This window comes from Mycetocola saprophilus, from assembly GCF_000718085.1.
In the GTDB taxonomy this organism is placed as follows: Bacteria; Actinomycetota; Actinomycetes; order Actinomycetales; family Microbacteriaceae; genus Mycetocola; species Mycetocola saprophilus.
In genome coordinates this window covers 950389-975251 of the sequence record NZ_JOEC01000002.1, presented here as the reverse complement: position 1 = coordinate 975251, position 24863 = coordinate 950389, and the positions used below count along the sequence as shown (strand labels likewise).

Annotated in this window: 20 protein-coding genes; 5 read left to right on the top strand and 15 right to left on the bottom strand. The window is 66.7% G+C overall.

Features of this window, described 5'->3' with window-relative positions; genetic code table 11:
• Positions 1 to 44: 44 nt before the first annotated feature.
• Positions 45 to 1121, top strand: coding sequence for a Na+/H+ antiporter NhaA (locus IE92_RS0110230; RefSeq protein ID WP_052367295.1), 1077 nt, complete (start codon positions 45 to 47; stop codon positions 1119 to 1121).
• 121 nt (positions 1122 to 1242) lie between these two features.
• Here the strand turns inward: IE92_RS0110230 and IE92_RS0110225 are convergent, their stop codons facing one another.
• Complete coding sequence (locus IE92_RS0110225) at positions 1243 to 2814, bottom strand: glycosyltransferase family 39 protein (RefSeq protein ID WP_051701613.1); 1572 nt, start codon at positions 2812 to 2814, stop codon at positions 1243 to 1245.
• A 103-nt stretch (positions 2815 to 2917) separates the two neighbouring features.
• Entirely contained in the window at positions 2918 to 6520 is a 3603-nt protein-coding gene (mfd, locus tag IE92_RS0110220) for a transcription-repair coupling factor (protein ID WP_030148400.1), read from the bottom strand.
• Positions 6521 to 7015: 495 nt separating this feature from the next.
• Between mfd and IE92_RS0110215 the strand changes: the two genes are divergently transcribed.
• Complete coding sequence (locus IE92_RS0110215) at positions 7016 to 7372, top strand: hypothetical protein (RefSeq protein ID WP_030148399.1); 357 nt, start codon at positions 7016 to 7018, stop codon at positions 7370 to 7372.
• A 139-nt stretch (positions 7373 to 7511) separates the two neighbouring features.
• Here IE92_RS0110215 and pth read toward each other — a convergent pair whose 3' ends face one another.
• From pth to IE92_RS0110170, 9 genes are all read right to left on the bottom strand, one after another.
• The gene (pth, locus tag IE92_RS0110210; RefSeq protein ID WP_030148398.1) at positions 7512 to 8099 is read right to left on the bottom strand and encodes an aminoacyl-tRNA hydrolase; all 588 of its coding nucleotides are present in this window, start codon (positions 8097 to 8099) and stop codon (positions 7512 to 7514) included.
• 151 nt (positions 8100 to 8250) lie between these two features.
• Complete coding sequence (locus IE92_RS0110205) at positions 8251 to 8835, bottom strand: 50S ribosomal protein L25/general stress protein Ctc (RefSeq protein ID WP_030148397.1); 585 nt, start codon at positions 8833 to 8835, stop codon at positions 8251 to 8253.
• 247 nt (positions 8836 to 9082) lie between these two features.
• Positions 9083 to 10531, bottom strand: coding sequence for a mannitol dehydrogenase family protein (locus tag IE92_RS0110200; RefSeq protein WP_211250775.1), 1449 nt, complete (start codon positions 10529 to 10531; stop codon positions 9083 to 9085).
• Positions 10524 to 11387, bottom strand: a complete 864-nt coding sequence (locus tag IE92_RS0110195; protein WP_030148395.1) for a sugar phosphate isomerase/epimerase family protein — start codon at positions 11385 to 11387, stop codon at positions 10524 to 10526. Before IE92_RS0110195 ends, IE92_RS0110200 begins: the two co-directional genes overlap by 8 nt.
• Positions 11384 to 12550 carry a Gfo/Idh/MocA family protein gene (locus IE92_RS0110190; protein ID WP_030148394.1) on the bottom strand — a complete coding sequence of 389 codons (1167 nt, stop codon included), beginning with the start codon at positions 12548 to 12550 and terminating at the stop codon, positions 11384 to 11386. The genes IE92_RS0110195 and IE92_RS0110190 overlap by 4 nt, the downstream gene beginning before the upstream one ends.
• Positions 12547 to 13395 (bottom strand): sugar phosphate isomerase/epimerase family protein, encoded by an 849-nt coding sequence (locus IE92_RS0110185; protein ID WP_030148393.1) that lies wholly within the window; start codon positions 13393 to 13395, stop codon positions 12547 to 12549. Before IE92_RS0110185 ends, IE92_RS0110190 begins: the two co-directional genes overlap by 4 nt.
• A complete protein-coding gene (locus IE92_RS0110180) occupies positions 13395 to 14321 on the bottom strand; it encodes a carbohydrate ABC transporter permease (protein WP_043321744.1) in 927 nt (308 codons plus the stop codon). Before IE92_RS0110180 ends, IE92_RS0110185 begins: the two co-directional genes overlap by 1 nt.
• Positions 14308 to 15402 carry a carbohydrate ABC transporter permease gene (locus IE92_RS0110175; protein ID WP_051701614.1) on the bottom strand — a complete coding sequence of 365 codons (1095 nt, stop codon included), beginning with the start codon at positions 15400 to 15402 and terminating at the stop codon, positions 14308 to 14310. The genes IE92_RS0110180 and IE92_RS0110175 overlap by 14 nt, the downstream gene beginning before the upstream one ends.
• Positions 15403 to 15421: 19 nt before the next feature.
• Positions 15422 to 16774, bottom strand: a complete 1353-nt coding sequence (locus IE92_RS0110170) for an ABC transporter substrate-binding protein (protein ID WP_030148390.1) — start codon at positions 16772 to 16774, stop codon at positions 15422 to 15424.
• Between the two features lie 121 nt (positions 16775 to 16895).
• Here IE92_RS0110170 and IE92_RS0110165 point away from each other — a divergent pair, with 121 nt between their 5' ends.
• From IE92_RS0110165 to gndA, 3 genes are all read left to right on the top strand, one after another.
• Positions 16896 to 17918 carry a LacI family DNA-binding transcriptional regulator gene (locus tag IE92_RS0110165; RefSeq protein ID WP_030149637.1) on the top strand — a complete coding sequence of 341 codons (1023 nt, stop codon included), beginning with the start codon at positions 16896 to 16898 and terminating at the stop codon, positions 17916 to 17918.
• A 61-nt stretch (positions 17919 to 17979) separates the two neighbouring features.
• Entirely contained in the window at positions 17980 to 19392 is a 1413-nt protein-coding gene (gene uxaC / locus IE92_RS0110160; RefSeq protein WP_030148388.1) for a glucuronate isomerase, read from the top strand.
• Positions 19393 to 19801: 409 nt separating this feature from the next.
• On the top strand, positions 19802 to 21253 hold the full coding sequence (gndA, locus tag IE92_RS0110155; RefSeq protein ID WP_030148387.1) for an NADP-dependent phosphogluconate dehydrogenase: 1452 nt from the start codon (positions 19802 to 19804) through the stop codon (positions 21251 to 21253).
• A 241-nt stretch (positions 21254 to 21494) separates the two neighbouring features.
• Here gndA and IE92_RS0110150 read toward each other — a convergent pair whose 3' ends face one another.
• From IE92_RS0110150 to manD, 4 genes are all read right to left on the bottom strand, one after another.
• On the bottom strand, positions 21495 to 21701 hold the full coding sequence (locus IE92_RS0110150) for a hypothetical protein (RefSeq protein WP_030148386.1): 207 nt from the start codon (positions 21699 to 21701) through the stop codon (positions 21495 to 21497).
• Positions 21698 to 22477 carry a hypothetical protein gene (locus tag IE92_RS0110145; RefSeq protein WP_156027497.1) on the bottom strand — a complete coding sequence of 260 codons (780 nt, stop codon included), beginning with the start codon at positions 22475 to 22477 and terminating at the stop codon, positions 21698 to 21700. The genes IE92_RS0110150 and IE92_RS0110145 overlap by 4 nt, the downstream gene beginning before the upstream one ends.
• Before the next feature lie 144 nt (positions 22478 to 22621).
• The gene (locus IE92_RS0110140) at positions 22622 to 23314 is read right to left on the bottom strand and encodes a GntR family transcriptional regulator (protein WP_030148384.1); all 693 of its coding nucleotides are present in this window, start codon (positions 23312 to 23314) and stop codon (positions 22622 to 22624) included.
• Positions 23315 to 23488: 174 nt separating this feature from the next.
• Positions 23489 to 24727, bottom strand: a complete 1239-nt coding sequence (gene manD, locus IE92_RS0110135; protein ID WP_030148383.1) for a D-mannonate dehydratase ManD — start codon at positions 24725 to 24727, stop codon at positions 23489 to 23491.
• Positions 24728 to 24863: the final 136 nt, after the last annotated feature.

Sequence of the window (24863 nt, the reverse complement as noted above, 5' to 3'; positions counted from 1 at the left end):
ACGGTTACTATCCGGCGCGCATGCGCCCAACACGATCGGACAGCATGATTCTTTCCCACGTCACACCCGCCCTGCGCAGCGAGCGCACGGGGGCACTCCTCCTCCTCGGGGCAGCACTCGCCGGGATCATCCTGGCCAACTCCCCGCTGGGTGCCGGGCTTCTTGATCTGCAGCACACCGAGGTGGGGGTGGGGGCGCTGACCCTCAGCATCGGGCACTGGATCAGCGACGGTCTGCTGGCAATCTTCTTCCTGGTGGTCGCCATCGATCTGCGCCACGAACTCACCGCCGGACAACTGAACTCCTGGCAGCGCGCGCTGCACCCGGCCATCGCCGCCGTGGGTGGCGTGGTGGTGCCCGCCCTGGTCTACCTGCTGATTGCCGCGCCCGCCGGGCAGCCCGGCGGCTGGCCGATCCCCACCGCGACCGACATCGCGTTTGCGCTGGGCGTGCTGGCCATGTTTGGACGCGGCCTGCCCCCGCGAATCCGGGTCTTCCTGCTGGCCCTGGCGGTACTGGATGACCTAATCGCCATCCTGATCATCGCGATCTTCTTCGGCGGCAACCCCGACCTGCTCGCCCTCGCCGGCGCGGTCATCGTGCTGGTGGTCGCCGCGATCGTGGCCCGCGCGCTCGGCCGCGCCACCTCCGCCGAATCCCGCATCATGCTGGGCATCCTGCTGGTGATACTGGGGATCGCCACCTGGGTCCTCACCCAGCTTTCGGGCGTGCACGCGACCCTGGCCGGCGTGGCCTTCGGACTGATCCTGCCCGCCGGCGTGGGCCATAAGCTGGGTCACCGGCTGGAGCCGTGGAGCGCGGGACTCGTGCTGCCGATCTTTGCCTTCTCGGCCACCCTGGTGGTCATCCCTCACGTGCCGCTGGGCGAGCTCTCCGCTCCCTTCTGGGGCATCCTGGCCGCGCTGCCGATCGGCAAGCTGATCGGCATCACGCTCGGCGGCTTGCTCGGTGCCTGGCTGCTGAGCCGCAGCGGTGCCACCCCAACAACCGAGCGGATGCGCACCCACGAGATCGTCGCGGTGGGCCTGCTCGGCGGCGTCGGGTTCACGGTCTCCCTGCTGATGACCACGCTCGCCTTCGAAAACGACCTCGCGAGCTAGTGCGTCCCACGACCCGAGGGCCGCAGCCATCGCACTGACGGTGATGCGTCGCCGGGCATTGGTTGTTGCGAGCTAGTGCGTCCCACGCCCCGAGGGCCCCAGGTTTTCGGAGCCCTCGGGGCTAGCGGGTGAGTTCAAACCTGATCAGCACCGAGCGATGCAGGGCAAACGTCTCCGTTGCCGTATACCCCGCGCGCTGCAATTCCAACACGTACGCGTCGCTGGCCCCCTGGTCCGTGGTGAAACGGTCTCCCGCACGCACCAACCACACGGTGCCGGCACCGTTTAGACGCTGAACGGTCTCATCGATGGAGTAGGCCTTGTCCCAAAGGCCGTCGGTCTGATCGAACCGGGTCTTCAGCCCCACGTCCTTGAGCCCCTCGAAGGCCTCGGGATAGAGGTACTTGGCCAGGCGCGGCTTTTTGGCGTTGATCGCGGTCTGATCAAAGATGATCGACTCCCCCGGCTTTGCGTGGGCGGCCACGGTCTCCGAGAGCATGTTCCAGTCCACCCCGCCGTTGCGTGGATACGGCGTGCGTTGGCCGAGGTACGTGGGCAGTGAGCCCAGCATCACGGCGATCACCAGGATCGGGATCAGCCAGCGGGCGCGAAGCAACCGGGTCACCGCGACCAGGCCCACGGCCATCAGCAGCGCGATCGCCGGCGCGGTGAAGGCGAGATAGCGCGGGGAGTACAGCGGGGTCACCGCGGTGCCCAGCGCCAGCAGCACCGAGGGCACCACGAGCCAGGGAATCGCCACGGTCAGCACACCGGGCAGGGCGGGGTCCTCGGGACGGTAGAGGGCGCGCAGACGCACACTCCAGGCGGCATCGGATCCGCGGCGCACCCGGGCGATGATCGCGAGCACCAGGCCGACCACAATCAGGCCCCAGCCGATCAGCGCGGGCAGCTGCTGCGAGAACCACGGGGTTTCAAACAGCGCCGACATCGTCAGCCCATCACGCGAGTGCAGGTAGGCCACCTGCTCGCGTTCGAGATACGCATAGATCAGCACCGGAACCGAGAGAATCCCACCCAGTGCGCTCCATACGGCGGCGCGCAGGATCGTCTGTCGTCCCGGCCGCATCATCAGCACGATGATCGCGAAGACCACCACAAACAGCACCGTGTAGATAAACACCACGCTGGACAGCGCAAACAGCGCGGCAAATCCCAGCCACGGCAGGACCCGGGTTTCGCGGCGCGCCACCAGGCGCACCAGCACAAACAGCAGCCAGATGACCAGCAGCATCGTGAACGCATAGGCGCGGGTTTCGGTGCCGTAGTAAGTCACCCGGGGCACGGTGGCAAACAGCAGCGCCGCCACGATCCCCACCCCGCGTCCGGCCAGCAGCGTGGCAAAGCGCGCGAGCAGAATCGCCGCGCCGCCCACCGCCAGGGCCGAGGGCAGGCGCACCGAGAACGGGCTCGCCCCGAAAACGTCGATCCAGAGGTGCAGGAACGCGTAGTACAGGCCGTGCACCGCATCCACGGTCCCGAGCATCGCCCAGAGCGATCCCCAGTCCCGCTGGGCCGACATGATGCTCGCGGCCTCGTCGCCCCACAGCGAGGGGATCCAGGAACCGGTCACCGAGATGGCGACCGCGATCACACCCAGCAACAGCAGAATCGGCCAGGGCAGGGTGCGCCGGGCCGGCGTGGACGAGGTCGGGGCGGAGACGTTGTGATGCACCGACCCAGTAAACCACGAGGCACCCGAGAAACCGCCTAACAGGTGTTTGTCAGGCGGTTCGTCCCGCGTGTCCCGGTCTTCCGGGGCACGCGGGATGCTCCGGCTACTCCTTGGTGGCCCGGGTGATCGGGAACAGCGCGTCCAGCAGCGTGTAGACCCAGTCGATCAGGTCACCATCGGACAGGGCCTCGCCGTCGATCCGCGGCTGCGGCAGCACCAGGGCGTCGCCCCCGGCCAACAGCTTGGCCTGCGGATACATCCGGCGCAGGCGCGCCTGCAGCGAATCGGGCAGGTGCGCGGGGGCGATGCGGAGGTTCGGTCCCATCGTGATCACATCGGACAGACCCGAGGCCTGGGCGCGACGCCGCAGCTTGGAGACCGCGATCAGGTTGCGCACCTCGAGCGGCGGGGTCCCATAGCGATCCTGCAGCTCCTCAACCACCAGATCGATCCGATCCTCATCGGTGATCTTGGCCGAGGAGGCCGCGCTGGAGAGCTTCTGGTACGCCTCCAGACGCAGTCGCTCGCTATCCACATAGTCCTCGGGGATATGGGCATCGATCGGCAGCTCGAGGCGCAGCTCGGTCGGACCGGTGGTGTCCTCGCCGCGGAACGTGTTGACGGCCTCGCCGATCATCCGCAGATAGAGGTCAAACCCGACTCCGGCGATGTGCCCGGCCTGCTCGCCACCGAGCATGTTTCCGGCACCGCGGATCTCCAGGTCCTTGAGCGCGACCTGCATGCCCGAGCCGAGCTCGTTATTCGCGGCGATCGTGGAGAGCCGATCATGCGCGGTCTCGGACAGCGGCTTGGCCGGATCGTAGAGGAAGTACGCGTAGGCGCGCTCGCGCCCACGCCCCACCCGTCCACGCAGCTGATGCAGCTGGCTCAGGCCGTACTTATCGGCGCGGTCGATGATGATCGTGTTGGCATTGGAGATGTCCAGGCCGGTTTCGATGATCGTGGTACACACCAGAACGTCGAACTTCCGCTCCCAGAAGTCCACGACCACCTGCTCCAGCTGATGCTCGGAGAGCTTGCCGTGGGCGACCGCGATCCGCGCCTCGGGCACCAGCTCGGCCAGGTGGGAGGCCACCCGGCTGATGCTCTGCACCCGGTTGTGAACAAAGAATATCTGCCCCTCACGCAGCAGCTCGCGCCGAATCGAGGCGGCGACCTGCTTATCGTTATGGGGACCCACAAAGCTCAGCACCGGCTGACGCTCCTCGGGCGGGGTGGCCAGGGTTGACATCTCGCGGATGCCGGTCACCGCCATCTCCAGGGTGCGCGGGATCGGGGTCGCGCTCATCGCCAGGATGTCGACGTTGGTCTTGAGCTTTTTCAGCTTGTCCTTGTGCTCGACACCGAAGCGCTGCTCCTCGTCGATGATGACCAGACCGAGGTCCTTGAAGAGCACATTGTCGGTGAGCAGGCGGTGGGTCCCGATCACGATATCCACGGTCCCGGACTCGAGCCCGGCGATGATCTCCTTGGCCTCCTTGGCGGTTTGGAAGCGGCTGAGCGCGCGCAGGTGGATCGGGAAGCCCGCATAGCGCTCGGCAAAGGTCTCGAAGTGCTGCTTCACCAGCAGCGTGGTGGGCACCAGCACCGCGACCTGTTTGCCGTCCTGAATCGCCTTGAACGCCGCGCGCACGGCAACCTCGGTCTTACCGAAGCCCACATCGCCGGAGAGCAGGCGGTCCATCGGGATCGGCTTTTCCATATCGGACTTGACCTCGCTGATGGTGGTCAGCTGGTCGGGGGTCTCGGGATAGGGGAACGCCTCCTCCAGCTCACGCTGCCAGGGTGTGTCGGGTCCAAACGCGTGGCCCACGCTGTTCATCCGGGCCGAGTAGAGCTTCACCAGCTCCACCGCGATGTCCCGCACGGCCTTGCGCGCCTTGGACTTGGCCTGGGACCAGTCCGAACCGCCCATCTTGGACAGCTGCGGGGCCTCGCCTCCCACGTAGCGCGAGAGCAGGTCGAGCTGATCGGTGGGCACCAGGAGCTTATCGCCGGGATAGCCGCGCTTATTCGGGGCGTACTCCAGCACCAAATACTCGCGCAGCGACTTGATCGGGTTGCGTCCACCGGTCGAGACCGTGCGCTGGGTCATCTCCACGAAGCGTCCGATGCCGTGGGTCTGGTGCACCACGTGGTCGCCGGGGTTGAGCTGAAGCGGATCGACCACGTTGCGGCGGCGCGAGGCCAGCTTCTTGACCGCGCGGGAGTCATATCCCACCGCGCGACCGTAAAACTCGGCCTCGCTGATCAGGCCCAGGTTGATCTCGGTCATCTCGAAGCCATGGTCGAGGCTCGCCTGGACCAGGAACGCGACTCCGGTTTCCAGCTCGGCGGGCAGCTCGGTGACGATGCGGGCGGCAAGACCGGCCTCACTCAGGACGTCGCGGGCCCGCTCCAGGAGGCCCTGTCCGCCGGCGGTCACCACGACCGACCAGCCCGCGCGCAGGCGCTCACCCACGTGGGCGATCGCCCCCTCGACGTTTCCGGCGAAGCTCGGCACGGCGTCGGCCTCGACCCGCACCTCGAGCATCGCATCGATGTCGATATCGCCGCCCGCGGGACCCTGCTGGAAGGAGCTGAACGTCCACCACGGGTGATCGGTATTGGGTTCGCCGGGACGGGAGTACTTGAGCGAGTCGCGCAGGGCACCCAGGGTGATGAACTCTCCCCCGCCCAGATCGATCGGTGCCCCGGCCCCCGCGGTGGCCGCGCTCCAGGCGGCGGCCAGGAACTCACGGTTGGTTTCGGCCAGGCTGATCGCCCGGGTGGTGACCCGCTCGGGCGAGGCCACCGCGACCGCGGTTCCCGCCGGGAGGTAGTGCCCCACGTTGACCAGGCGTTCCAGCAGCGCCGGGGCCAGGGACTCCATCCCCTCGACCGGAATACCCTCGCCGATCTTTTCCAGCATGCCCGAGATACCGGGGAACTCATGCTGCATCTCGCGGGCGCGCTGGCGCACCGTGGCGGTCAGCAGCAGCTCGCGGGCCGGTGCCAGTTCGATCCCCGGCAGGTCCTCCTCCTGGGAGCGCTGATCGGCCACCGAGAAGCGGCGGATCTGCTCGACCTCATCGCCGAAGAAGTCGACCCGGAAGGGATGGTCGGCCGTGGGTGGGAAGACATCCAGGATGCCTCCGCGCAGGGCAAACTCCCCGCGCCGGGCTACGAGGTCCACCCGCACATAGGCGGCCTCGACCAGCCGGGCGGCCAGCTCCTGGAGGTCGTGGCCACGCGCCCCGGCGACCAGCGAGATGGGCGCGGCATCGGCGAGGTTTTCGGCCAGCGGCTGGAGGGCCGCACGCACCGAGGCCACCACGATCAGCGTGCGCTCGCCATCCCAGGTGCGCAGCGCCCGCAGGGCGGCCAGGCGACGGCCGACGATCTCGGTGGACGGGCTCAGCCGCTCATGCGGCAGCGTCTCCCAGGCCGGGAAATCGACGATGTCACCGCCGGGCAGGAGCGCACGCAGGCCGGCGATCAGCGACTCCGAGTCGCGGCCGGTAGCGGTGATCGCCAGCACGACCGGCGGGGCACCCGCCTCGCGGCGGCGTTCGACCAGCCCGGCAATCAGCGGGGCGGTCAGGCCCTCGGCAACCGAGAAATCGGCATCGCGCGGGGCATAGTCCAGGGCAGCGGAAAACGACGGCGCGCCAGAAAGCGCTGAAATCAGACCCGAAAGCATCACCGGGTAATTCTAGACGGCACCGGTGACATCGGCATCCGCTCCCCCTCTGCCCTGAGCGAACCGCCGCGCAGAAACCGGCGTGAGCGGACCGGCGGCCGCAGGCCGGCGCGGGCGAATCGGCGCGAGCGGAAGACCTGGTGATTTTACACCCCCGGCTACTAGATAGCTCCTGCTATCTAGCGAAATCGCCCGAACTGAGCCCCCGCGCGACGTGTTGCCAAACTCCGCCCTGGAGGTTCCGCGGTTCGCGGACGATGAACCCGATCCCCCCTTACCAAGTGGATAATTCGGCATTTTTTCACCGAATTACACGGTGATCACGAGCCGAACATGCATGCATGAGTCGCCGAAAAAACCGTGCACTGAAATGCGACATATGATGATTCACAACGCGCCAGGTTCTGCCCGATGCGAGGATTCACACGGAATTATGGTGTGAGCATCCACCCGATCAGCGTCGATCACCCTCACGTCCCCCGGCGAAAGTTGAAACGCATGACCCTCTCGGCAACACTCGAAAACGCGACCGATCTGCCCCCGGTCATCACCGATTTTGTGGCATCGGCGGTGCTTCCCGATCCGGCTCCGCTGCTGGATCTGGTCACCGATGATGCCCGGATCACCGACCACAACAACGAGTACGTGGGCGGCGAGGCCCTGCTGCGCTGGGCCCACCAGTTCACCGAGCGCCGGGTGAGCGCCCAGCATTTCGGTGTCGAGCGTGACGCTCGCAGCATCACGCTGCTCTACCGCATCAACACCGACAACCCCGAGGGTCCCACCGTGCGCCGCTTCCGGTTTGTGCTGAGTGCCGCCGGCGACCGGGTCGCCAACCTCACGGTCACCGACTAGCCCCCACCGTCCATTCCGCGGGTCGCATCACCGACCTCACCCCCTCATGGACGAACCCCGGTCCCTCTGATCCGGCACACGCGAAACGGCCTCCCTCTCACGAGGGAGGCCGTTTCGCGTGTGCCGAGGCGACCGGAGCCTAGCCGCGGCTGTGGAACTTCTGCTGCGCGGCGGTCAGCCCCTCGGTGGCCACCAGTTCGGCGGCGTCGGCGGCATCGGCGATCAGGATCGGGAGGGTCTCCCGCTCGGCCGAGGTGAACGGTGCCAGCACAAAGTCCGCCGGATCCTGACGCCCCACCGGACGACCCACCCCGGTGCGCACCCGAATGAACTCGGGGGTTCCCAGCGCCGCGGCAATATCGCGCAGCCCGTTGTGGCCGCCGTGCCCGCCGCCGATCTTCAGCTTGATGCTGTCGAAGGGGATGTCCATCTCGTCGTGGATGACGATGATCCGCTCGGGAGGAATCGAATAGAACGAGGCCAGGGCCGCGGTCTGCTTCCCCGAGACGTTCATGAAGCTGGTCAGGGTCGCCACGATGAGCTTGGGTCCGCCCGGGGCGAGGAAACCCTCGGCCACCAGGGCCGCGCTGCGGTGCCGCTTGAGCTGCTGGCCCAGACGACCGGCCAGCTCGGCAATCACCATCTGTCCGATGTTGTGCCGGGTGCGCTCATAGCGCGGGCCGGGGTTGCCGAGTCCGATCACCAGCCAGGTGTTTGCTGCAGCCATGTTCTGTGTCCGTGCTCCCAAAAAAATGTGCCACCAGCGGCGAGGTTGCGCCGAATCTGTCATGGGTCCAGGGTAGCGCGGGTTCCCTCGGCCAAAAAACGCGCCCCGCCCTCCACCAGGGAGAACGGGGCGCGAGACGTGTGCGCGAGAATTACTCGGCGGCAGCCTCGGTGGCCTCATCCTCGGCGGGAGCGGCCGGAGCGGCGGCAACCTGGACGATCAGCAGGTCTGCGTCGTCAACGAGCTCGGCCCCCTCGGGCAGAACGACGTCCTTGGCGTGGACGTGCTGTCCCTCCTCGGCACCGGCGATCGAAACCACAACGTTGGCGGGGATGTTGGTTGCGGCAACCAGCAGACGCAGGGTGTTGGTCTCAACGTTTGCCAGGGTGCCCGGAGCCGAGTCGCCCTCAACGTGAACGGGGATCTCAACCTCGACCTTTTCACCCTTCACAACAACCGCCAGGTCGATGTGCTCGATGATACGCAGAACCGGGTCCTTCTGAACCTCGCGCACGAGAACGAGCTCCTCGGTGCCCTCGATGTTCAGGTTGATCAGGGCGTTGGTGTGACGCACGATCAGGCCGGTGGCGTGGGTGGGCAGCGACACGTGCTTGGGCTCGGTGCCGTGACCGTAGATGACGGCGGGGATCTTGCCGGCGGCGCGCAGCTTGCGGGCGGCACCCTTACCGAAAGAGGTACGCAGTTCGGCGTCCAGGTTTACGCTGTTGTCAGCCATAATTACTCCTTGATGTGGCGGGCCTCGGGGACCCGGATAGTTTCAACTCGAACGCATATCAGCGTGAGGAAAAGCCGAGGCCTTGCCCACCGCGTCGATAACGGCTTATCCCGAAGGACAGCCCTCGCCGAAGTTCAGCGCCTAGTCTAACCGAGTTTTCCCGGCGAGTGTAAATCGTCGGACCCGAGACGGCGACGGCCGCACCAGCCGGGAGGGATGGTGCGGCCGCAGTCCGGTTCGGGACCGGTCAGGATTCGATCGCTTGCAGCCCAAAAACCTCGCGTAGATCCGGGGTCAGAATCCCCAGTACGTCCTCGACGCCCAGGCTTCCCGCCTCGATCCCCGCACCCAGCGGAGCGGACTCGGCGGCCGGGGTGTCCGCACGGCGCAGGTAGGCGATCCACTCCTCGACGATCGGGACCGTGCCGGTCCCCGCATCGAGGCCCGCGGCCAGTCTGGCCCGCACCACGTCGAAGATCCGCGGCGGGAGCTTATGGGCGCCGCCCAGGGCGATCTGGGCCAGGTGGTGCCGGATCCGCGGGTTGGCGAAGCGCTCGCGCAGTGCGGCGCGGGCGGCGTCGATCTCGGCCCCGTCCTGGGGCAGCACGTCGGCGGCCTCGGACCACAGGGTCTCCAGGCGTTCGGCAAGCTCGGGATCGGCGAAGGCGGCATCCACGGTCCGGTGACCGCGCGCCAGTCCCGCATAGGCCAACAGCGAGTGTCCGGCGTTGAGAAGCCAGAGTTTGCGCCGCTCATGGGGCTCGATCTCGTTGACAAAGCGCACGCCGACGTGTTCCCAGTCCGGGCGTCCCGCCGGGAAATCCCCGACGATGATCCACTCGGCAAACGGCTCGGTCACGATGACCGCGGCGTCCGCAAGTCCGGTCTGCTCGGCCACCTCGTGGCGGTCGGCGTCGGTGGTGGCCGGGGTAATCCGGTCCACCATCGAGGACACAAACGAGACGTTGTCCCGGATCCAGGCGGCCAGGGCCGGGTCGACCCGGGTGGCCAGGTCCAGCACCACCGCGCGGGTCACCGCACCGTTGTCGGCGAGGTTGTCGCAGCTGAGGATCGCGATCGGCCCGGCATCCGCGTCGCGGCGGACCCGCAGTCCGTCCACGATCCGGCCCGGTGCGCTCACGCAGCCCGGAGTGGATGTGGCTCGACTGCCGCCCCGTCCGGCGTGATCTCGGGCACCCGGGTCGGATTCCTCGGCCGGGTTCGACGCCGGGGCCGACCCCGAAGCCGCCGCCCGCAGGACCTCGATATCGGCCGCCACATCGGGATCGGCCGCATCCAGCGTCCCGTTCGGGCCGCGCCGGTAGCCCGCCTCGGTGATCGTCAGGCTGAGGATCGCGGTGTCCGGATCGGCCAACCGCGCACGCCAGCGCGCGGTGTCGTTACCGTCGCTGGCCCGGGCAATCGACTCGACCCGCTCAAACGTGTCCCCCGATGCCGCCCGGACCACCAGCGTAAACACGCCATCCTGGGCGGCCAGAATCTCGGCCTGCGCGGGCGAGCGTCCGGTGAAGGACTCGATCCCCCAGTCCCCCGGATTCTCGCGCTGCACCAGCTCGGTGTACCAGGCCTGGTGGGCGCGGTGGAACGCGCCGAGGCCCAGGTGGGCGATGCGGATGCGGGGGTGCGGCCGGGTCCGGGTGGGCACCCGATCCCCGGCCGCGGCGAAGCTAGTCACGCGAACCCGCCTGCGCGGCCTCGACCAGGCCGCGCACGTAGGCCAGGTTCTCGGCGGTGCGCTGCTTGAGCGGGACCTCGGTCGAGAAGTCCTCCAGGGTGATCCAGCCGTCGTAGCCGAACGCCACCAGATCGCGCACGTATCCGGCGAGGTCCGCCTGTCCGGCGCGCAGGGTGGTCCACTCGTGACGCCAGACGTGGGTGCCGTCGATTTCCACCCGGTCGATGACCCACCGGGCATTCTTGATGTGCACGTGAGCCAGGTATTCCCCGAGCAGCTGGAATCCGGCCAGGTGGTTTTCGAAGCCCTCGTTGACCAGGTTTCCCACGTCGTGGATTACCCCGACAAACCGCGGGTTCAGTCCCTCGACCAGGCGGCGCGCGGCCGAGGCCGACGGGGTGATGGTCTCGTGGTGCAGCTCAACCAGGGCCTTGACGCCGTGCTTTTCGGCCACGCTCACGATGTATTCCAGGTTGGTGCGGGCCTGGGCAAACAGATCGGCGTAGTTGCGTCCGTCCACCCGCGGCATCGCGATGCGTACCTGGGTCGCACCGACGGCGGCGGTGGCGGCGAGCATCCTCTCGGCATCCACCCGGTTTTCCAGCTGGGCATACCCGCCGATGCCGGAGAACTCCAGACCATTGGCGGTGGTGATCTCGCGAATCTGGGTGAGGTGGTCCTCGAGCCCGGTCATCGGCCAGGTCGCGCGGTTTCCGGCCCAGAATCCGGGCGGGGTGGCTTCGTCCTGGTCGGTGATGCGCCACTCGATGCCGTCCCAGCCCTGGGCGGCCAGGGTCTGGGCGGCCTCGGCCGGGGTCCAGTCGGGGGTCGAGGCGGTGAATACCGAATACTTCATGATGCGCGTCCCGTCGTCAGGGTGAGGTCGTCATATTTTCCGGCGAGCACGTCGGCGAACAGCACCGCGGTGCCCAGGGTCGCCGAGGCGTACATCGCGTGTACGAGTGCGAGCGAGTGGGTCGCGTCGCGGGCGGTGATGCCCGGGTCGCGGCCGTCCCGCAGCGCGGTGGCAATGTCGTCATACTGCCGGGTGTGGGCGGCGAGGAAGTCGCCCTCCGCCCGCGGGGAGGTGGAGAGCTGACCGGCGTCGATGACCTCGGCTGCCTGGTTCGCCGTACCCACCGCGCTCAACCCGGTTCCGGGAATCAGGTCGGCGCCGCCGGCCGCGTGGAAGTACTCCAGGCGGTCGTTGTCGATCACCGCGGATCCGCGCGACCCGAGCACCTGCAGGCGGGTGTTCAGACCCGGGTAGGCGGCGGTGGTGCAGTGGATCACGCCGAGGGCTCCGGATTCGAAGGCGACCGTGGCCACCGCGATGTCCTCGACCTCGATCCGCTCGTGGGCGAGCAGCGCGGTGCGGGCGTAGATCTCCACCGGGGTCCCGAGGGTCCAGCGCAGCAGGTCCACGGTGTGCACACCCTGGTTCATCACCGCGCCGCCGCCGTCGAGTTCCCAGGTGCCGCGCCAGTTGCCGCTGTCGTAGTAGTCCTGTCCGCGCCACCAGGCCACGGTGGCCGACCCCGAGGTGACCCGGCCGAAGCGGCCCTCGTCGATGGACTGCTTGACCAGCACGCTGGCCGGATCGAAGCGGTGCTGGGAGATGACGCTGACGATCAGCCCGCGCTCGGCGGCCTCATCGGCCAGGTCGGCGATGCGGCGAGCGCGCACCAGGTCCACGTCGATCGGCTTCTCGATCACCACGTGCACGCCGGCGGCGAGTGCCTCCCGGGCCGCGTCCACGTGCAGACCACTGGGGGTCGTGATGACCACCAGGTCGATGTCTCCGGCTTCAAGCGCCTCGGTCAGGGTCGCGAAGGTGCGCGGACGATCCACCGGATACTCGGCGGGCAGCAGGTCAGCGAGGGTAGAGAGGGCTTCGGGGAAGACATCCACCAGCGCACTCACGGTGAAGGCCTCGTGGGCCGCCAGGACGCGGGCGTGGTGGGTGCCGATCACGCCGCAGCCAATGATGACGGCACGGGTGGGTGTTGCGGTGGTCATTTGAGTGTTACTCCCAGTTCATCGGTGAGGCCCCGAAAGGCACGGGCTGCACGCCCGAAGGCGGCGGCCCCGGAGAATCCGCCGGTGGCGAATGCATCGGACAGGTGCGGTTCGAGCGAGGCGAAGCCGGCAAACCCGTCGGATGCCAGGGCACCGAGGGTTTCGCGCAGCTGGCCGTCGCCCTCGCCCGCGGCAACCACCGAGCGGTCGCTCGCGAGGGCGTCCTTCACCTGCAGGTATTCCAGGTAGGGGCGCAGGTCCTCGAATCCGTCATCGAAGGGCACCGCTCCCACCTGTACATAGTTGGCGTTGTCCCAGGCCACGCGGAGTGCCGGCGAGTTCACCGAGGTGATCAGGTCGAGCACCCGGGCGGGGGTGTCGCCATAGATGTCCTTCTCGTTCTCGTGCAGCAGCACGATCCCGGCAGCCTGGGCGATCTCGGCAAAGCGGGTCAGTCGTTCGATCACGGGTTCGCGGATCGCGTCCACGTCCACGCCCTCGCCGTAGTAGAAGGAGAAGATGCGGATGTAGCGGCTGTTCAGCACCTTGGCGGCGTTGATCGCGCGGTCCAGGCGTGCCAGCTCGGCGTCGAAGTCCAAGGTGATATCCACCTTGCCCAGCGGCGAGGCGATGGCCGAGACCCCCATCTCCTGTTCGGCGAGCAGCGCACGCAGCTCCTCCAGCCGGGCATCGTCAAGCTCCACGATGTTGATACCCCAGGCGCTGCGGACCTCGATGTGCTGGGCACCGAGCGCCTGCAGCACGGCGATCTGAATGCGGGGATCCTCATGGATCTCGTCCCCGAACCCGGACAGGGTCCAGGTGGGGGTGGATGATGCGGTCATTACTTAACTCCTCCTGCGGTGAGGCCACCAACAAGGTAGCGCTGGAAAATAAGGTAGAGAACAACAACGGGCACCGCACACACCAGCGCGGCGGCCATCATCTGGCCATAAACCGGGACGGCACCGCCCTCCTGGGTGGCCCCAAAAATCTGCAGCGAGACGGCCACGGTTCGAGACTCCGGGCGTGTCATCACCGAGGCGAAGAGCACGTCGTTCCAGCCCAGCAGGAACGCGAAGATGCCCGAGACGACGATGCCCGGCCAGCTCAGCGGCACGCTGATCCGGGTGAGGATCTTGAAGGGCGAGGCACCATCCAGGCGCGCCGCCTCCTCAAGCTCACGCGGCAGGCCACGCAGGTAGGTCACCATGACCCAGGTGGAGAACGGCAGCGCAAAGGTCAGGTAGGTGAGGAACAGGCCCCAGCGGGTACCGATGATCTGCACACCCAGGGTCGAAGCCGCGCTGGAGAAGAGCACAAACACGGGCAGCAGGAGCAGGGTTCCGGGGATCGACTGCAGCGCGAGCAGACCACGCAGCACCAGCAGGCGGCCGCGGAAGGCATAGCGCACCAGCACATAGGCGGTGGAGACCGAGAGTCCCGCGCAGACGATCGCGACGCCGCCTGCCACCAGCACGCTGTTCACCAGTCCGGTGCCCAGGTCCACCGTGGTCCAGATCTTCGAGTAGTTCTCGAAGGTCAACTCGGTGGGCCAGAATGCCCCGCGGGCCACGGCCAGATCGGAGTTGATCGAGGCAAAGAAGATGTAGAGCACAGGCACCATCGAGAACACCAGCAGCGCAGCCAGGATCACGATCAGCAGGGGCTTGGGGAGCAGCCGGTGGATCTGCGCCTGGCGGGCACCCTCCTTGGCGCTGGCGCGGTGCGGGGTCACGCGTACGGGGGCGATCGTGTTACTTGCGGACACGGGAACCACCATCCTCTCCGGTGTCGAGCTTCACTGCTCGCAGGTAGATAAAGAGCGGAATCGCGATCAGGATCAGCGAGATCACGGCCATCGCGGCCGACAGTCCGAACCGGAAGTTCTGGAAGCCGGTGATGTAGGTGAGCACGGGCAGGACGTTGACATCCGCCGGTGCGGGGATTCCAAACAGCACAAACGGGAGGGTGAAGTTGTTGACCGAGTGCAGGAAGGAGATGATCAGCGCGAGGGTGATCGGTCCCTTGAGGTAGGGCAGGATGACATAGCGCAGCTTGGTCCACCAGCCGGCACCATCCAGGGCCGACGCCTCGTGTACCTCGGAGTCCACCGACTGCAGGCCCGAGAGCACCAGCAGGTAGATGAAGGGCCAGGATGCCCAGATCTGCACAAACACCAGCGCCCAGTAGGACTGCGGGCCGTTGAGCCAGAGGCCCCCGTCGATGCCGAAGTTCTTGAGCATCGCGTTGCCCACCCCGTCGGGCTGGAGCATCGTGCGCCACACGGTACCCACCACGAAGGTCGGCAGCACGTAGGGCACCAGGAACAGCGAGCGGACCAGGCCCCGACCGCGGAAGCGGTTCTGGGTGGCCAGGGCCGCGGCGACACCGATCGGCAGGCAGATCAGGGTCACCAGGACCGCGTAGCCCACGCTGATACCGATCGACTGGATCAGCGTGGACTTGGTCAGCGCCTCCACGTAGTTGGTGATGCCGATAAACGGTGCGCTGATCCACTGCCGCAGCGTGTACTGGTCGAGATCCATCAGGGAGATCACCAGTCCCAGCACCAGCGGGACCAGGATCACCACCACCATCAGGATGCCGCCGGGGGCGAGCATCCAGAGCGGGCGATCACGCTCGCCGATCTTCCGGGCCCGACGCGGGCGGCCCGTGGGAGGCGAGGAGGGGGCGGGATGCCCGCCCCGGCGCGCGGCGGTGCGCGCCGGAGTGGCATCGGCGCTCGCGGCGGCATTGGCCGCGAGTGCGTCGGCGCGGGTGCGCGCCTCGGGGGTGGTGTCAGCCGCGAGTGCGTCGGCGCGGGTGCGCGCCTCGGGGGTGGTAACCATGAGGGTCTCTTCCGGTGTCTTACTTCGCGCGATCCAGGGCAGACTGAGCCTTGTCCTGCTCGGTCTTCAGGGCGGAGATGATCTGATCGGTGCTCACCGATCCGGCGTTGAGCGAGGGGATGGCCTGAACCACGACATTGGTCATGCCCAGCTGAACATCTCCCCAGGCACCGCTGAACGGGGTGCCAACGGAGAGCTTGGACGCCTCAACGATCGGGGCGAGCTGCGCGTTGTCCGTCTCCAGGGCCTCGGCAGCCTTGGCGTTGGTGGGCATCTCGCCGAAGGTGTCGTAATAGACCTTCTGTTCCTCGGCGGTGGTGAGCATCTCGATCAGGGCGAAGGAGAGGTCCTTGTTCTTGGAGTAGTCGGCAACCACGAAGTTGGATCCGCTGAGGATCGAGGCGGCTTCCTTACCGTCGGAGGGACGCTTGGTCTCCCCCGGCGGAACGGTCGGCATGACCGCGTAGGCGTACTTACCGGCCACGGCCGAGGCTTCCAGGGTGTTGATCGAGGTTGCGGTGACCATCGGCATGAACGCGGCCTTTCCGTCGGCGAACGAGGCGAGGGCCTGGCTGGCCTTCCAACCGATCGCGGCCGGGTTGACCACCTTGTCCTGGGTCAGCCAGCCGAAGTAGGTTTCATAGGCCTTGATCGTGACCGGGTCATCCAGGCGCACCTTCTTGCCGTCGATGATCGGGTTACCGGCCTGGGTCGACATCGCCCAGATGAACTTCCACGGGTCGAAGTTGTCGCCGTAGGCGATGCTCAGACCGTACACGTCGTCGTGGGTCAGCTTCTTTGCCTGCTCGAGCAGTCCGTCCCAGGTGTCGGCGGGCTTGTCGATGCCGGCGGCGGCAAGCATCTCGGTGTTGTACGCCATCACAAACGGACGGCTTCGGGCGGGGATCCCCACCTCGTTGTCCTTGTCCGGTCCGGAAATCCCCAGGCTGGCCTCGGTGAAGCGGTCGCGGCCGCCGACCTTCTTCCAGTCGTCGTCGCTGACCTTGACGAAGGCGCCGGTGGCGTAGGCGGTGGGGGTGAACGTGGTACCCAGCGAGTAGATGTCCGGGCCCTGGCCCGAGACCACCGAAGTCTGGATCTTGGTCAGCTCATCGTTGGCGCTGGCGAAGGTTTCGAACTTTACCTCGGCACCGGTCTTGGCCTTGAACTTTTCGCTCACATCGGCGAACCACTTCTGCTGTTCCTCCGGGTAGAGCGTGTTGGCGTCGGTCAGAACATTCAGGGTCTTGCCCTTTCCGTCCAGCGCACCGGCGCCATCGCCGGGTGCGTCACCGCCACTCGCGCAACCGGCGAGGGTGATCGCGCCGGCCGCCAGCAGCGCCGTGGTCAGGGCGAGTTTTTTCTTCATCATCCGAGCTCCTCCTTGAGTGGGTGAAACCGTGGCTCAAAACCCCGGTGCACCGACTCTAGACAAAACGACAAACTTTCAGCAACCGTTTGCCAAAAATTGCCAAGTGTGGTTTTCTCTGGATATGAGTAATGACCCGGTGTCGCCGTCAACCAGACCCGCGACGATTCACGATGTGGCCCGCGAAAGCGGATTCGCCGCGTCGACCGTTTCGCGCGCTCTCTCCAATCCGGGCCGGGTAAATGCCCAGACCAGGGAGAAAATCGTGGCGATCGCCCGGGCCCTCAACTACACCCCGAACACCCAGGCGCGCGCCCTCACCTCGGGGCAGACCGGATCGATCGCGGTGCTGGTCTCGGACATCACCAACCCGTTTTACTTCGGGCTGATTCGTGGCACACAGCAGCAACTCAAGGCGGCAAACTACCTCCAGATGCTCGTGGACACCGCCGAGTCCAGCGACTCCGAGGCCGCGACCATCGACTCGCTGCGCCGCTCGGCCGACGGGGCGATCCTCACCGCATCCAGGCTCTCCGATCAGCAGCTGCTCGCGCTGGCCGAGCGGATGCCACTGGTCGCGATCAACCGTCATGTGCCCGGGATTCCCGCGGTCATCATCGACACCCCGTTCGGGATCGACCAGGCCCTCGACCACCTCGCCTCCCTCGGGCACCGCCGGATCACCTACGTGTCCGGACCCGATATGTCCTGGTCCAATGAGCGCCGCTGGCAGCGGCTGGAAAAGACCGCGCAGAAGCTCGGCGTCCACCCCGTCCGCACCCGCGAATATGCCCCGAGCATGGCCTCGGGCGCGGCGGCAGCGGAGGCGATGATCAACAGCGAATCCACCGCGTGCGTGGTGTTCAACGACCTGATCGCGATCGGGATGCTCGAGCGATTCCGCGAGCGCGGCGTCCGCGTCCCCGAGGACATCAGCGTGGTCGGCTGCGACGACATCTTCGGGGCTGACTTCTGCAATCCCCCGCTCACCACCCTCACCGCGCCGATCGAGCGCGCGGGGCGGATGGCCGTCTCGATGCTGCTGTCCCGGCTCGAAGCGGGTGCCGACGCTCCGCCGCCCCCGCCGATGCTGCTGCCCACCCACCTGACCGTGCGCAAGTCCACCGGCCCCGCCCGGGAGCACTAGCCACCCACAGTTTTGCACCACCGCGTTACCGACCCCAGCCAATGAAGACAGGGAGACACCCGTGACTGAGCTCACCCCACACCCCGATCGTCTGCTTCCGGCAGACCCCACCACACTCGCTATCGCTCGGCGGCTCTACGGGGAGGTGGCGGGTGCGCCGATCCTCTCCCCGCACGGGCATGTGGATGCCACCCTGCTGCTGGAAAACGCGGCGTTCCGGGATCCCGCCGAGCTGCTGATCACCCCTGACCACTACGTCACCCGGCTGCTGCACGCCCACGGTGTCGCCCTGGGCGATCTGGGTCTGGCCGACCGCGGCGTGCCCTCCACCGCGAGCGGATCGGACATCTGGCGCAGGTTCTGCAGCCACTGGCACCACTTCGCCGGAACCCCGGTGCGCTACTGGTTCGAAACCGAGCTGCACGACGTGTTTGGGATCACCGAGGTCCCCTCTGCGGACACCGCGGACTCGATCTATGCGCAGATCGCCGCCAAGCTGGCGCAGCCCGGGTGGCGGCCGCGGGCACTGTTTGAGCGCTTCAACATCGAGGTCCTGGCCACCACCGACGATCCCGCCGACTCGCTGGATGCCCACCGCGCCCTGGCCGAGGATCCCACCTTCCACGGACGCGTGCTGCCGACCTTCCGCGCCGACCGCTACATGGACCCCTCGGCCCCAGCCTGGCGCGGCGCCCTCACCGCGATCGCCGAGGCTGCCGATATCGACACCGGAACGTACGCGGGCCTGATCGCCGCGCTGCGGAACCGCCGTGCACACTTCATCAACCACGGGGCCACGGCCACCGATACCGGCGTGCTTGAACCCACCGCCGAGCCGCTCCCCCTCGCCGAGGCCGAACGCATCCACGCCGCCGCCCTGGCCGGAACCGCGACCGAGGCCGACGCCGTCGCCTACCGCCGCAACATGCTCTACCGCTATGCCGAGATGGCGGCCGAGGACGGTCTGGTCATGCAGCTGCACCCCGGCGTGATCCGCGGGCACCACACCCCGACCCTGGAACGCTTCGGTCCCGACACCGGACACGACCTGCCCGACCAGGGCTCGTTCACCCGCCCCCTGCGCCGCATGCTCCAGGACTTCGGAACCAACGACACCTTCCGCCTGGTGCTGTTCACCGTTGACGAGACGGTGTTCTCACGGGAAATCGGCCCGCTTGCCGGGTTCTACCCCTCAGTCTATGCCGGGGCACCGTGGTGGTTTATCGACACCCCTGCGGCGATCGCCCGCTACCGCTCGGCCGTGACCGACAGCGCCGGGTTTGCCAAAACCTCGGGCTTCATCGACGACACCCGCGCATTCTGCTCGATCCCCGCCCGCCACGACATGTCCCGCCGCGCGGATGCCGCATTCCTCGCCGGGCTGGTGGCCACCCATCAGCTGGGCGAGGAGGAGGCCGCGGTGCTGATTCGGGATCTCACCGACCGCATTCCGCGAGAGGTCTTCCGCCTCTAAACCGAACAGTCCATGCCAGGGGTCCCGCGAGAGGTCTTCCGCCTCTAAACCGAACAGTCCATGCCAGGGGTCCCGCGAGAACTCTTCCGCCTCTAAACCGAACAGTCCATACCAGGGGTCCTGCGAGAGGGCTTCCGCCTCTAGGCAGGACCTCAACCTGGCCGATTCGGGCGCACCGGTGTGCGCATCCGATTCCGCGGTGGGCGTACAACACCGTGCGGAGCCCCAGTATTCCGGGGGTCCGCACGGCCGCCCACAGCACTGAACAAAGGTGCATGGGCAAAACCGTTTCCGGGCATGTGAGGTTTGCTAAGTTGATCACAACCCATGCTCGGAGCCGCGCGTTTCTGCGTCTCTTCCAGGCATGTCCAGCGCATCCCCTTTCCATAATCCCCGAATTGGAGTAACCATGACGGAAGCAGCACAGGCAAACATTGGCGTGATCGGAATGGCGGTCATGGGCAGCAACCTCGCCCGTAACCTGGCGAGCCGCGAGGGTAACACCGTCGCAATTTTCAACCGCTCGCCCGAGCGCACCCGTGGTGTTGTCGAGGCACACCCGGAGGCCGGCTTTGTGGCCAGCGAGACCATCGATGAGTTTGTGGCTTCGCTGCAGAAGCCGCGCACCGCGATCATCATGGTGCAGGCCGGCGCCGGCACCGATGCCGTAATCAACCAGCTGACCGAGCGCTTCGAGCCCGGCGACATCATCGTGGACGGCGGCAACGCCCTCTACACCGACACCATCCGCCGCGAAAAGGCCGTGAGCCCGACCGGCATCCACTTTGTGGGTGCGGGTATCTCCGGTGGCGAGGAGGGCGCGCTCAAGGGCCCGTCGATCATGCCCGGTGGAACCGCCGAGGCCTATGAGACCCTGGGTCCGATCCTCTCCTCGATCGCCGCGGTCGCCGAGGGCGAGCCCTGCGTGACCCACGTGGGTACCGACGGTGCCGGCCACTTCGTGAAGATGATCCACAACGGTATCGAGTACGCCGACATGCAGCTCATCGCCGAGGCCTACGACCTGCTGCGCTACAACGCGGGTCTGACCCCGGCCGAGATCGCCGACGTGTTCACCGAGTGGAACAAGGGTGAGCTGGAGAGCTACCTGATCGAGATTACCGCCGAGGTTCTGCGCCAGGTGGATGCCAAGACCGGCCAGCCGCTGGTTGACGTGATCCTGGACCAGGCGGGTTCCAAGGGCACCGGCGTGTGGACCGTACAGAACGCCCTGGCCCTGGGTGTCCCGGTTTCGGGTATCGCCGAGGCCGTATTTGCACGTTCGCTCTCCTCGCACCCCGAGCAGCGCGAGGCCGCCGCGGGCCTGCCGGGTCCGGCAAACCCGGTGGCCGTGACCGACCGCGATGCCTTCATCGAGGACGTCCGCCAGGCACTCTACGCCTCGAAGATCGTCGCCTACTCGCAGGGCTTCGACGCGATCCGCGCCGGTGCCGCCGAGTACAACTGGAACATCGACCTGGGTGCCGTCTCGCGCATTTGGCGTGGTGGCTGCATCATCCGCGCCCAGTTCCTCAACCGCATCGCCGACGCGTACGCCGAGCAGCCGAACCTGGCCGCCCTGCTGACCGCACCGTACTTCTCGGACGCGATCACCGCAGGCCAGGAGGCTTGGCGTCGGGTTGTGGTTTCGGCCACCCAGACCGGCATCCCCGCTCCGGCGTTCTCCTCCTCGCTGGCCTACTACGACGGTCTGCGCGCCAAGCGCCTGCCGGCCGCCGTGGTCCAGGGTCAGCGCGACTTCTTCGGTGCCCACACCTATAAGCGGGTCGACATCGAGGGAACCTTCCACACCCTGTGGTCGGGAGACCGTACCGAGATCAGCGCCACCGACTCGCACTAGTTCCGGTTCTCCTCACCCTCGGCTGCCGGTTCCAGGTTCCGGAACCGGCAAACGGGTAATCTCGCGGCCTCGCCCCATCGGGCGGGGCCGCGTTTTTGTTCCCGAACTCAGCTCGTTCTTGTGGAATTGGAGTGTTCGGGGCCCCACTTATTCGCCGAGCCGGCACACAGTCAAAGAGGTAGGCGAGCTAGCCCCCCACACGTTTCCTTATCCGGTGCGCTGCGCTCTCGTGGCCCGCGGGCTACTGAAGCTGACTGGGGTGAATCCCATGGCGCTTGCGGAGTCCACGCCAACGCAGATGGAGAATATCCAGCGCAATGGCGCGCATGCCCGCGGCAACCTGACGCTCAATAGCCTCGCTAAAATCCCGTGCCGTGTCATGGTCGGCCCAGTATGGTTCCCGTGCCGGCGTCTGCGGTTCGGGCTGCTGCTCGTAGACGTTACTCATGATCTTCCTCCCGTGTTCTTCCTGCTTTCGATTGACCGATGCTCCGCGGCGACGATCGCAAATTCAATGGCTTCCGCGTATGGCATCAACGCTACGTGGAATTCTTTTGAGTGATCGTTCGCCGTAACCCCCATGATGCGCAGAGCACCGAGAACGCGGTCGGGGGCGCGGAGAGGGATGACCAGTTCGGAGTCTCGCCGGTGCCGTGATCTCACGACGCCTTCCGTGTTCTCCCGCGTGATCTCGCCGATCCAGCCCAGCGGGGAGAGCCCCCGCACGCGCATCGGCGGCAGCCGTGCACCGGAAATTCCGGCACCGACTCCCACCTGCGGTTTCCAGAATTGCCCATCCTCGCTGAGGACATAGAGGACGATGCCCACTCGTGAGTCCCCGCGGAATCGCGTGCGCCACAGCCTGAAAACGGTGTCTTCGAGGTAATTCTTTCCGAGTCGTGATCGAGTCGCGGGCGAAATCACAACCAGCTCGGTGGCCAGGCGAACCGTACTGCGGAGCAGCGTCAAGGTATCGCCCGTCTGTGCCGTCGCAATGCGAAACAGGTTGCCTTCGACCGAGGGCTGGAACCCGCGTACCAGCAGCGGGCACACACCGATCGCGATCAGCATGCCACCGAGGAACAGAAAAACAGGTTCCCCACGAGCGGTGGAGATGCTCATCCCGCCGAAGAGAATGGCGACGCAGGTCAGCGCCTCGGCAAACGGCGACAGCAGAAAGCGCAGCACTGCCGCACGCATATTGCCCGTCTTAGGTATCATCACACATCACCTCCATTCACAATCCTCTGCGGCAGAAGAGCTGTGCAGTGAGAACGGCAGGTTCTGTGGAGAACATGGTCTACAGACGCCTATGTGGAGGAACCTTCCTGCACACCGGATGCGGTGGGAACGACCAGTGAACGCCCCTTAGCGCCGAGCGGGGCCCACCGGATCGACGTACTCGGGGTGGCTGCGTTCCAGGCCGTCGAGGTCGATCAGGACAAAGCGGAGGTGGGAGCGCAGCTCGGCGGCGGCTCCGGGGATGCTACCGGATTCGAGGGCGTCGACGATGCGCTCGTGGTCGCGGATATACTCGGCGACCGAGCGGAATCCGGTCAGCCCGTGATAGCGCACGCGGTCGAGGTGCCCCTTGGCACCGGCGACGGTTGCCCAGGCGGTTTCGTGCCCGGGGATGCCCAGGAGCGCACGGTGGAACTCCTCATCCAGCGGGTAGAAGTCCTCGGGATCCTCGACCTCGCGCTGCCGGGCGATAATGTCGCGAAGCTGCGTAATCTGGGCCTCCCCCACGCGATCGCGGCAGGCCTCGAGCGAGGCCAGCTCGATGGCCTCGCGGATGAACTGCGCCTGGCGCACCACCGCCGAGTCGATCCGCGCCACGTAGGTCCCGCTCTGCGGGCGCACCTCGACGAGCCCCTCCTGAGCGACCAGCAGCAGCGCCTCACGCACGGGCTGACGGCTCACCCCGAGCTCACCGGCCAGATCGGCCTCGCTCAGTCCGGTGCCCGGAGCGTAGGTGCCGCGGATCACCCGCTCGCGGATCTCGGTGTAGGCGATCGACCGCGCGGACGCACGTGGTGCCGAAGCGGTGGAGGAGGTCATGGCTCAATCCTAGGCCGGAGGGCCCGGGATACCGTGCGGCATCCCGAGCCCTCGGGTGTACAGAGTTGTTCGATTAGCGGGTGCACCCGGCGCAAACCCACACCCGCCAATCGAATCCTGGGCCCGCACAATGAGGCATCGTGCGGGTGGCGGCACGGGGCCGCAAAGGGCGACCTACCAGTCGTGAACGGTGCCGTCGGCCAGACGGTTATAGGGCAGGTAGGCCTGCTCGTACGGGTACTTGCCCGCCTCGTCCTTGTTGAGCTCGACACCCAGACCCGGCTTGTTACCCGGGTGCAGGAAGCCGTTTTCCCAGGTGAAGGACTGCTCGAAGACCTGGTCGGTCTTGGCACCGTGCTTCATGTACTCCTGGATACCGAAGTTATGGATCGACAGGCCCAGGTGCATGGCCGCGGCCATGCCCACCGGGGAGATATCGGTCGGTCCGTGCATACCGGACTTGATCTGGTACTGAGCCGCGTACTCGAGGATCTTCTTGAGGTGCGAGATACCACCGGTGTGGGTCACGGCCGAGCGCACGTAGTCGATGAGCTGTTCGCGGATGATCTGCTGGTAGTCCCACTGGGTGTTGAAGATCTCACCGATGGCCAGCGGGGTCGTGGTGTGCTGACGGACCAGGCGCAGGGCCTCCTGGTTCTCGGCCGGGGTGCAGTCCTCGAGCCAGAACAGGTCGTAGGGCTCGAGGCTCTTGCCCAGCTTGGCTGCCTGGATCGGGGTCATCCGGTGGTGTCCGTCGTGCAGCAGCGGCAGCTCGGGACCAAACTCGTTCCGCACGGCCTCGAACACGGTGGGTACGTGGCGCAGGTAGGCGCGGGTGTCCCAGTCCTCCTCGGCCGGGTAGGCACCGCGCTGGGCGGGCTCGTGGTCGTAGCGGACGCCGGTGTTGGCGTCGAAGGTGTCGTTGGAGGCGATGCCGTAGATCGACTTCAGGCCGGGAACACCGGTCTGCACGCGGATCGCCCGGTAGCCCTGCTCCTGGTGCGAGCGGATGCTGTCAAACAGTTCGGGCATGGTCTTGCCCGAGGCGTGACCGTAGGCGAGCAGGCCGTTGCGCGAGGCACCACCCAGCAGCTGGTAGAGCGGCATGCCGGCGGCCTTAGCCTTGATGTCCCAGAGCGCCACGTCCACGGCGGCGATCGCGGCCATGGTAACCGGGCCACGACGCCAGTAGGCCCCGCGGTACAGGAACTGCCACATGTCTTCGATCCGGTGCGCATCGGCACCGATCAGCAGCGGAACTACGTGCTCCTGCAGGTAGGCAACCACGGCCAGCTCGCGACCGTTCAGGGTGGCGTCACCCAGGCCGGTGATTCCGTCTTCGGTGGTGATCTTCAGCGTGACAAAGTTCCGGTCGGGACTCGTGACGATGATTTCGGCACTGGCGATACGCATGCGCGGTCAACTCCTTTGATGATGCGACGGGTCGGTCATTCCGCCCACAAGAAAACTACCATACCAGTTGAGTGATTGCGACTCGGAAAAGAAAAAACTGCGCATGCTTTATAGGGAAAGCATGCGCAGCGCGGGA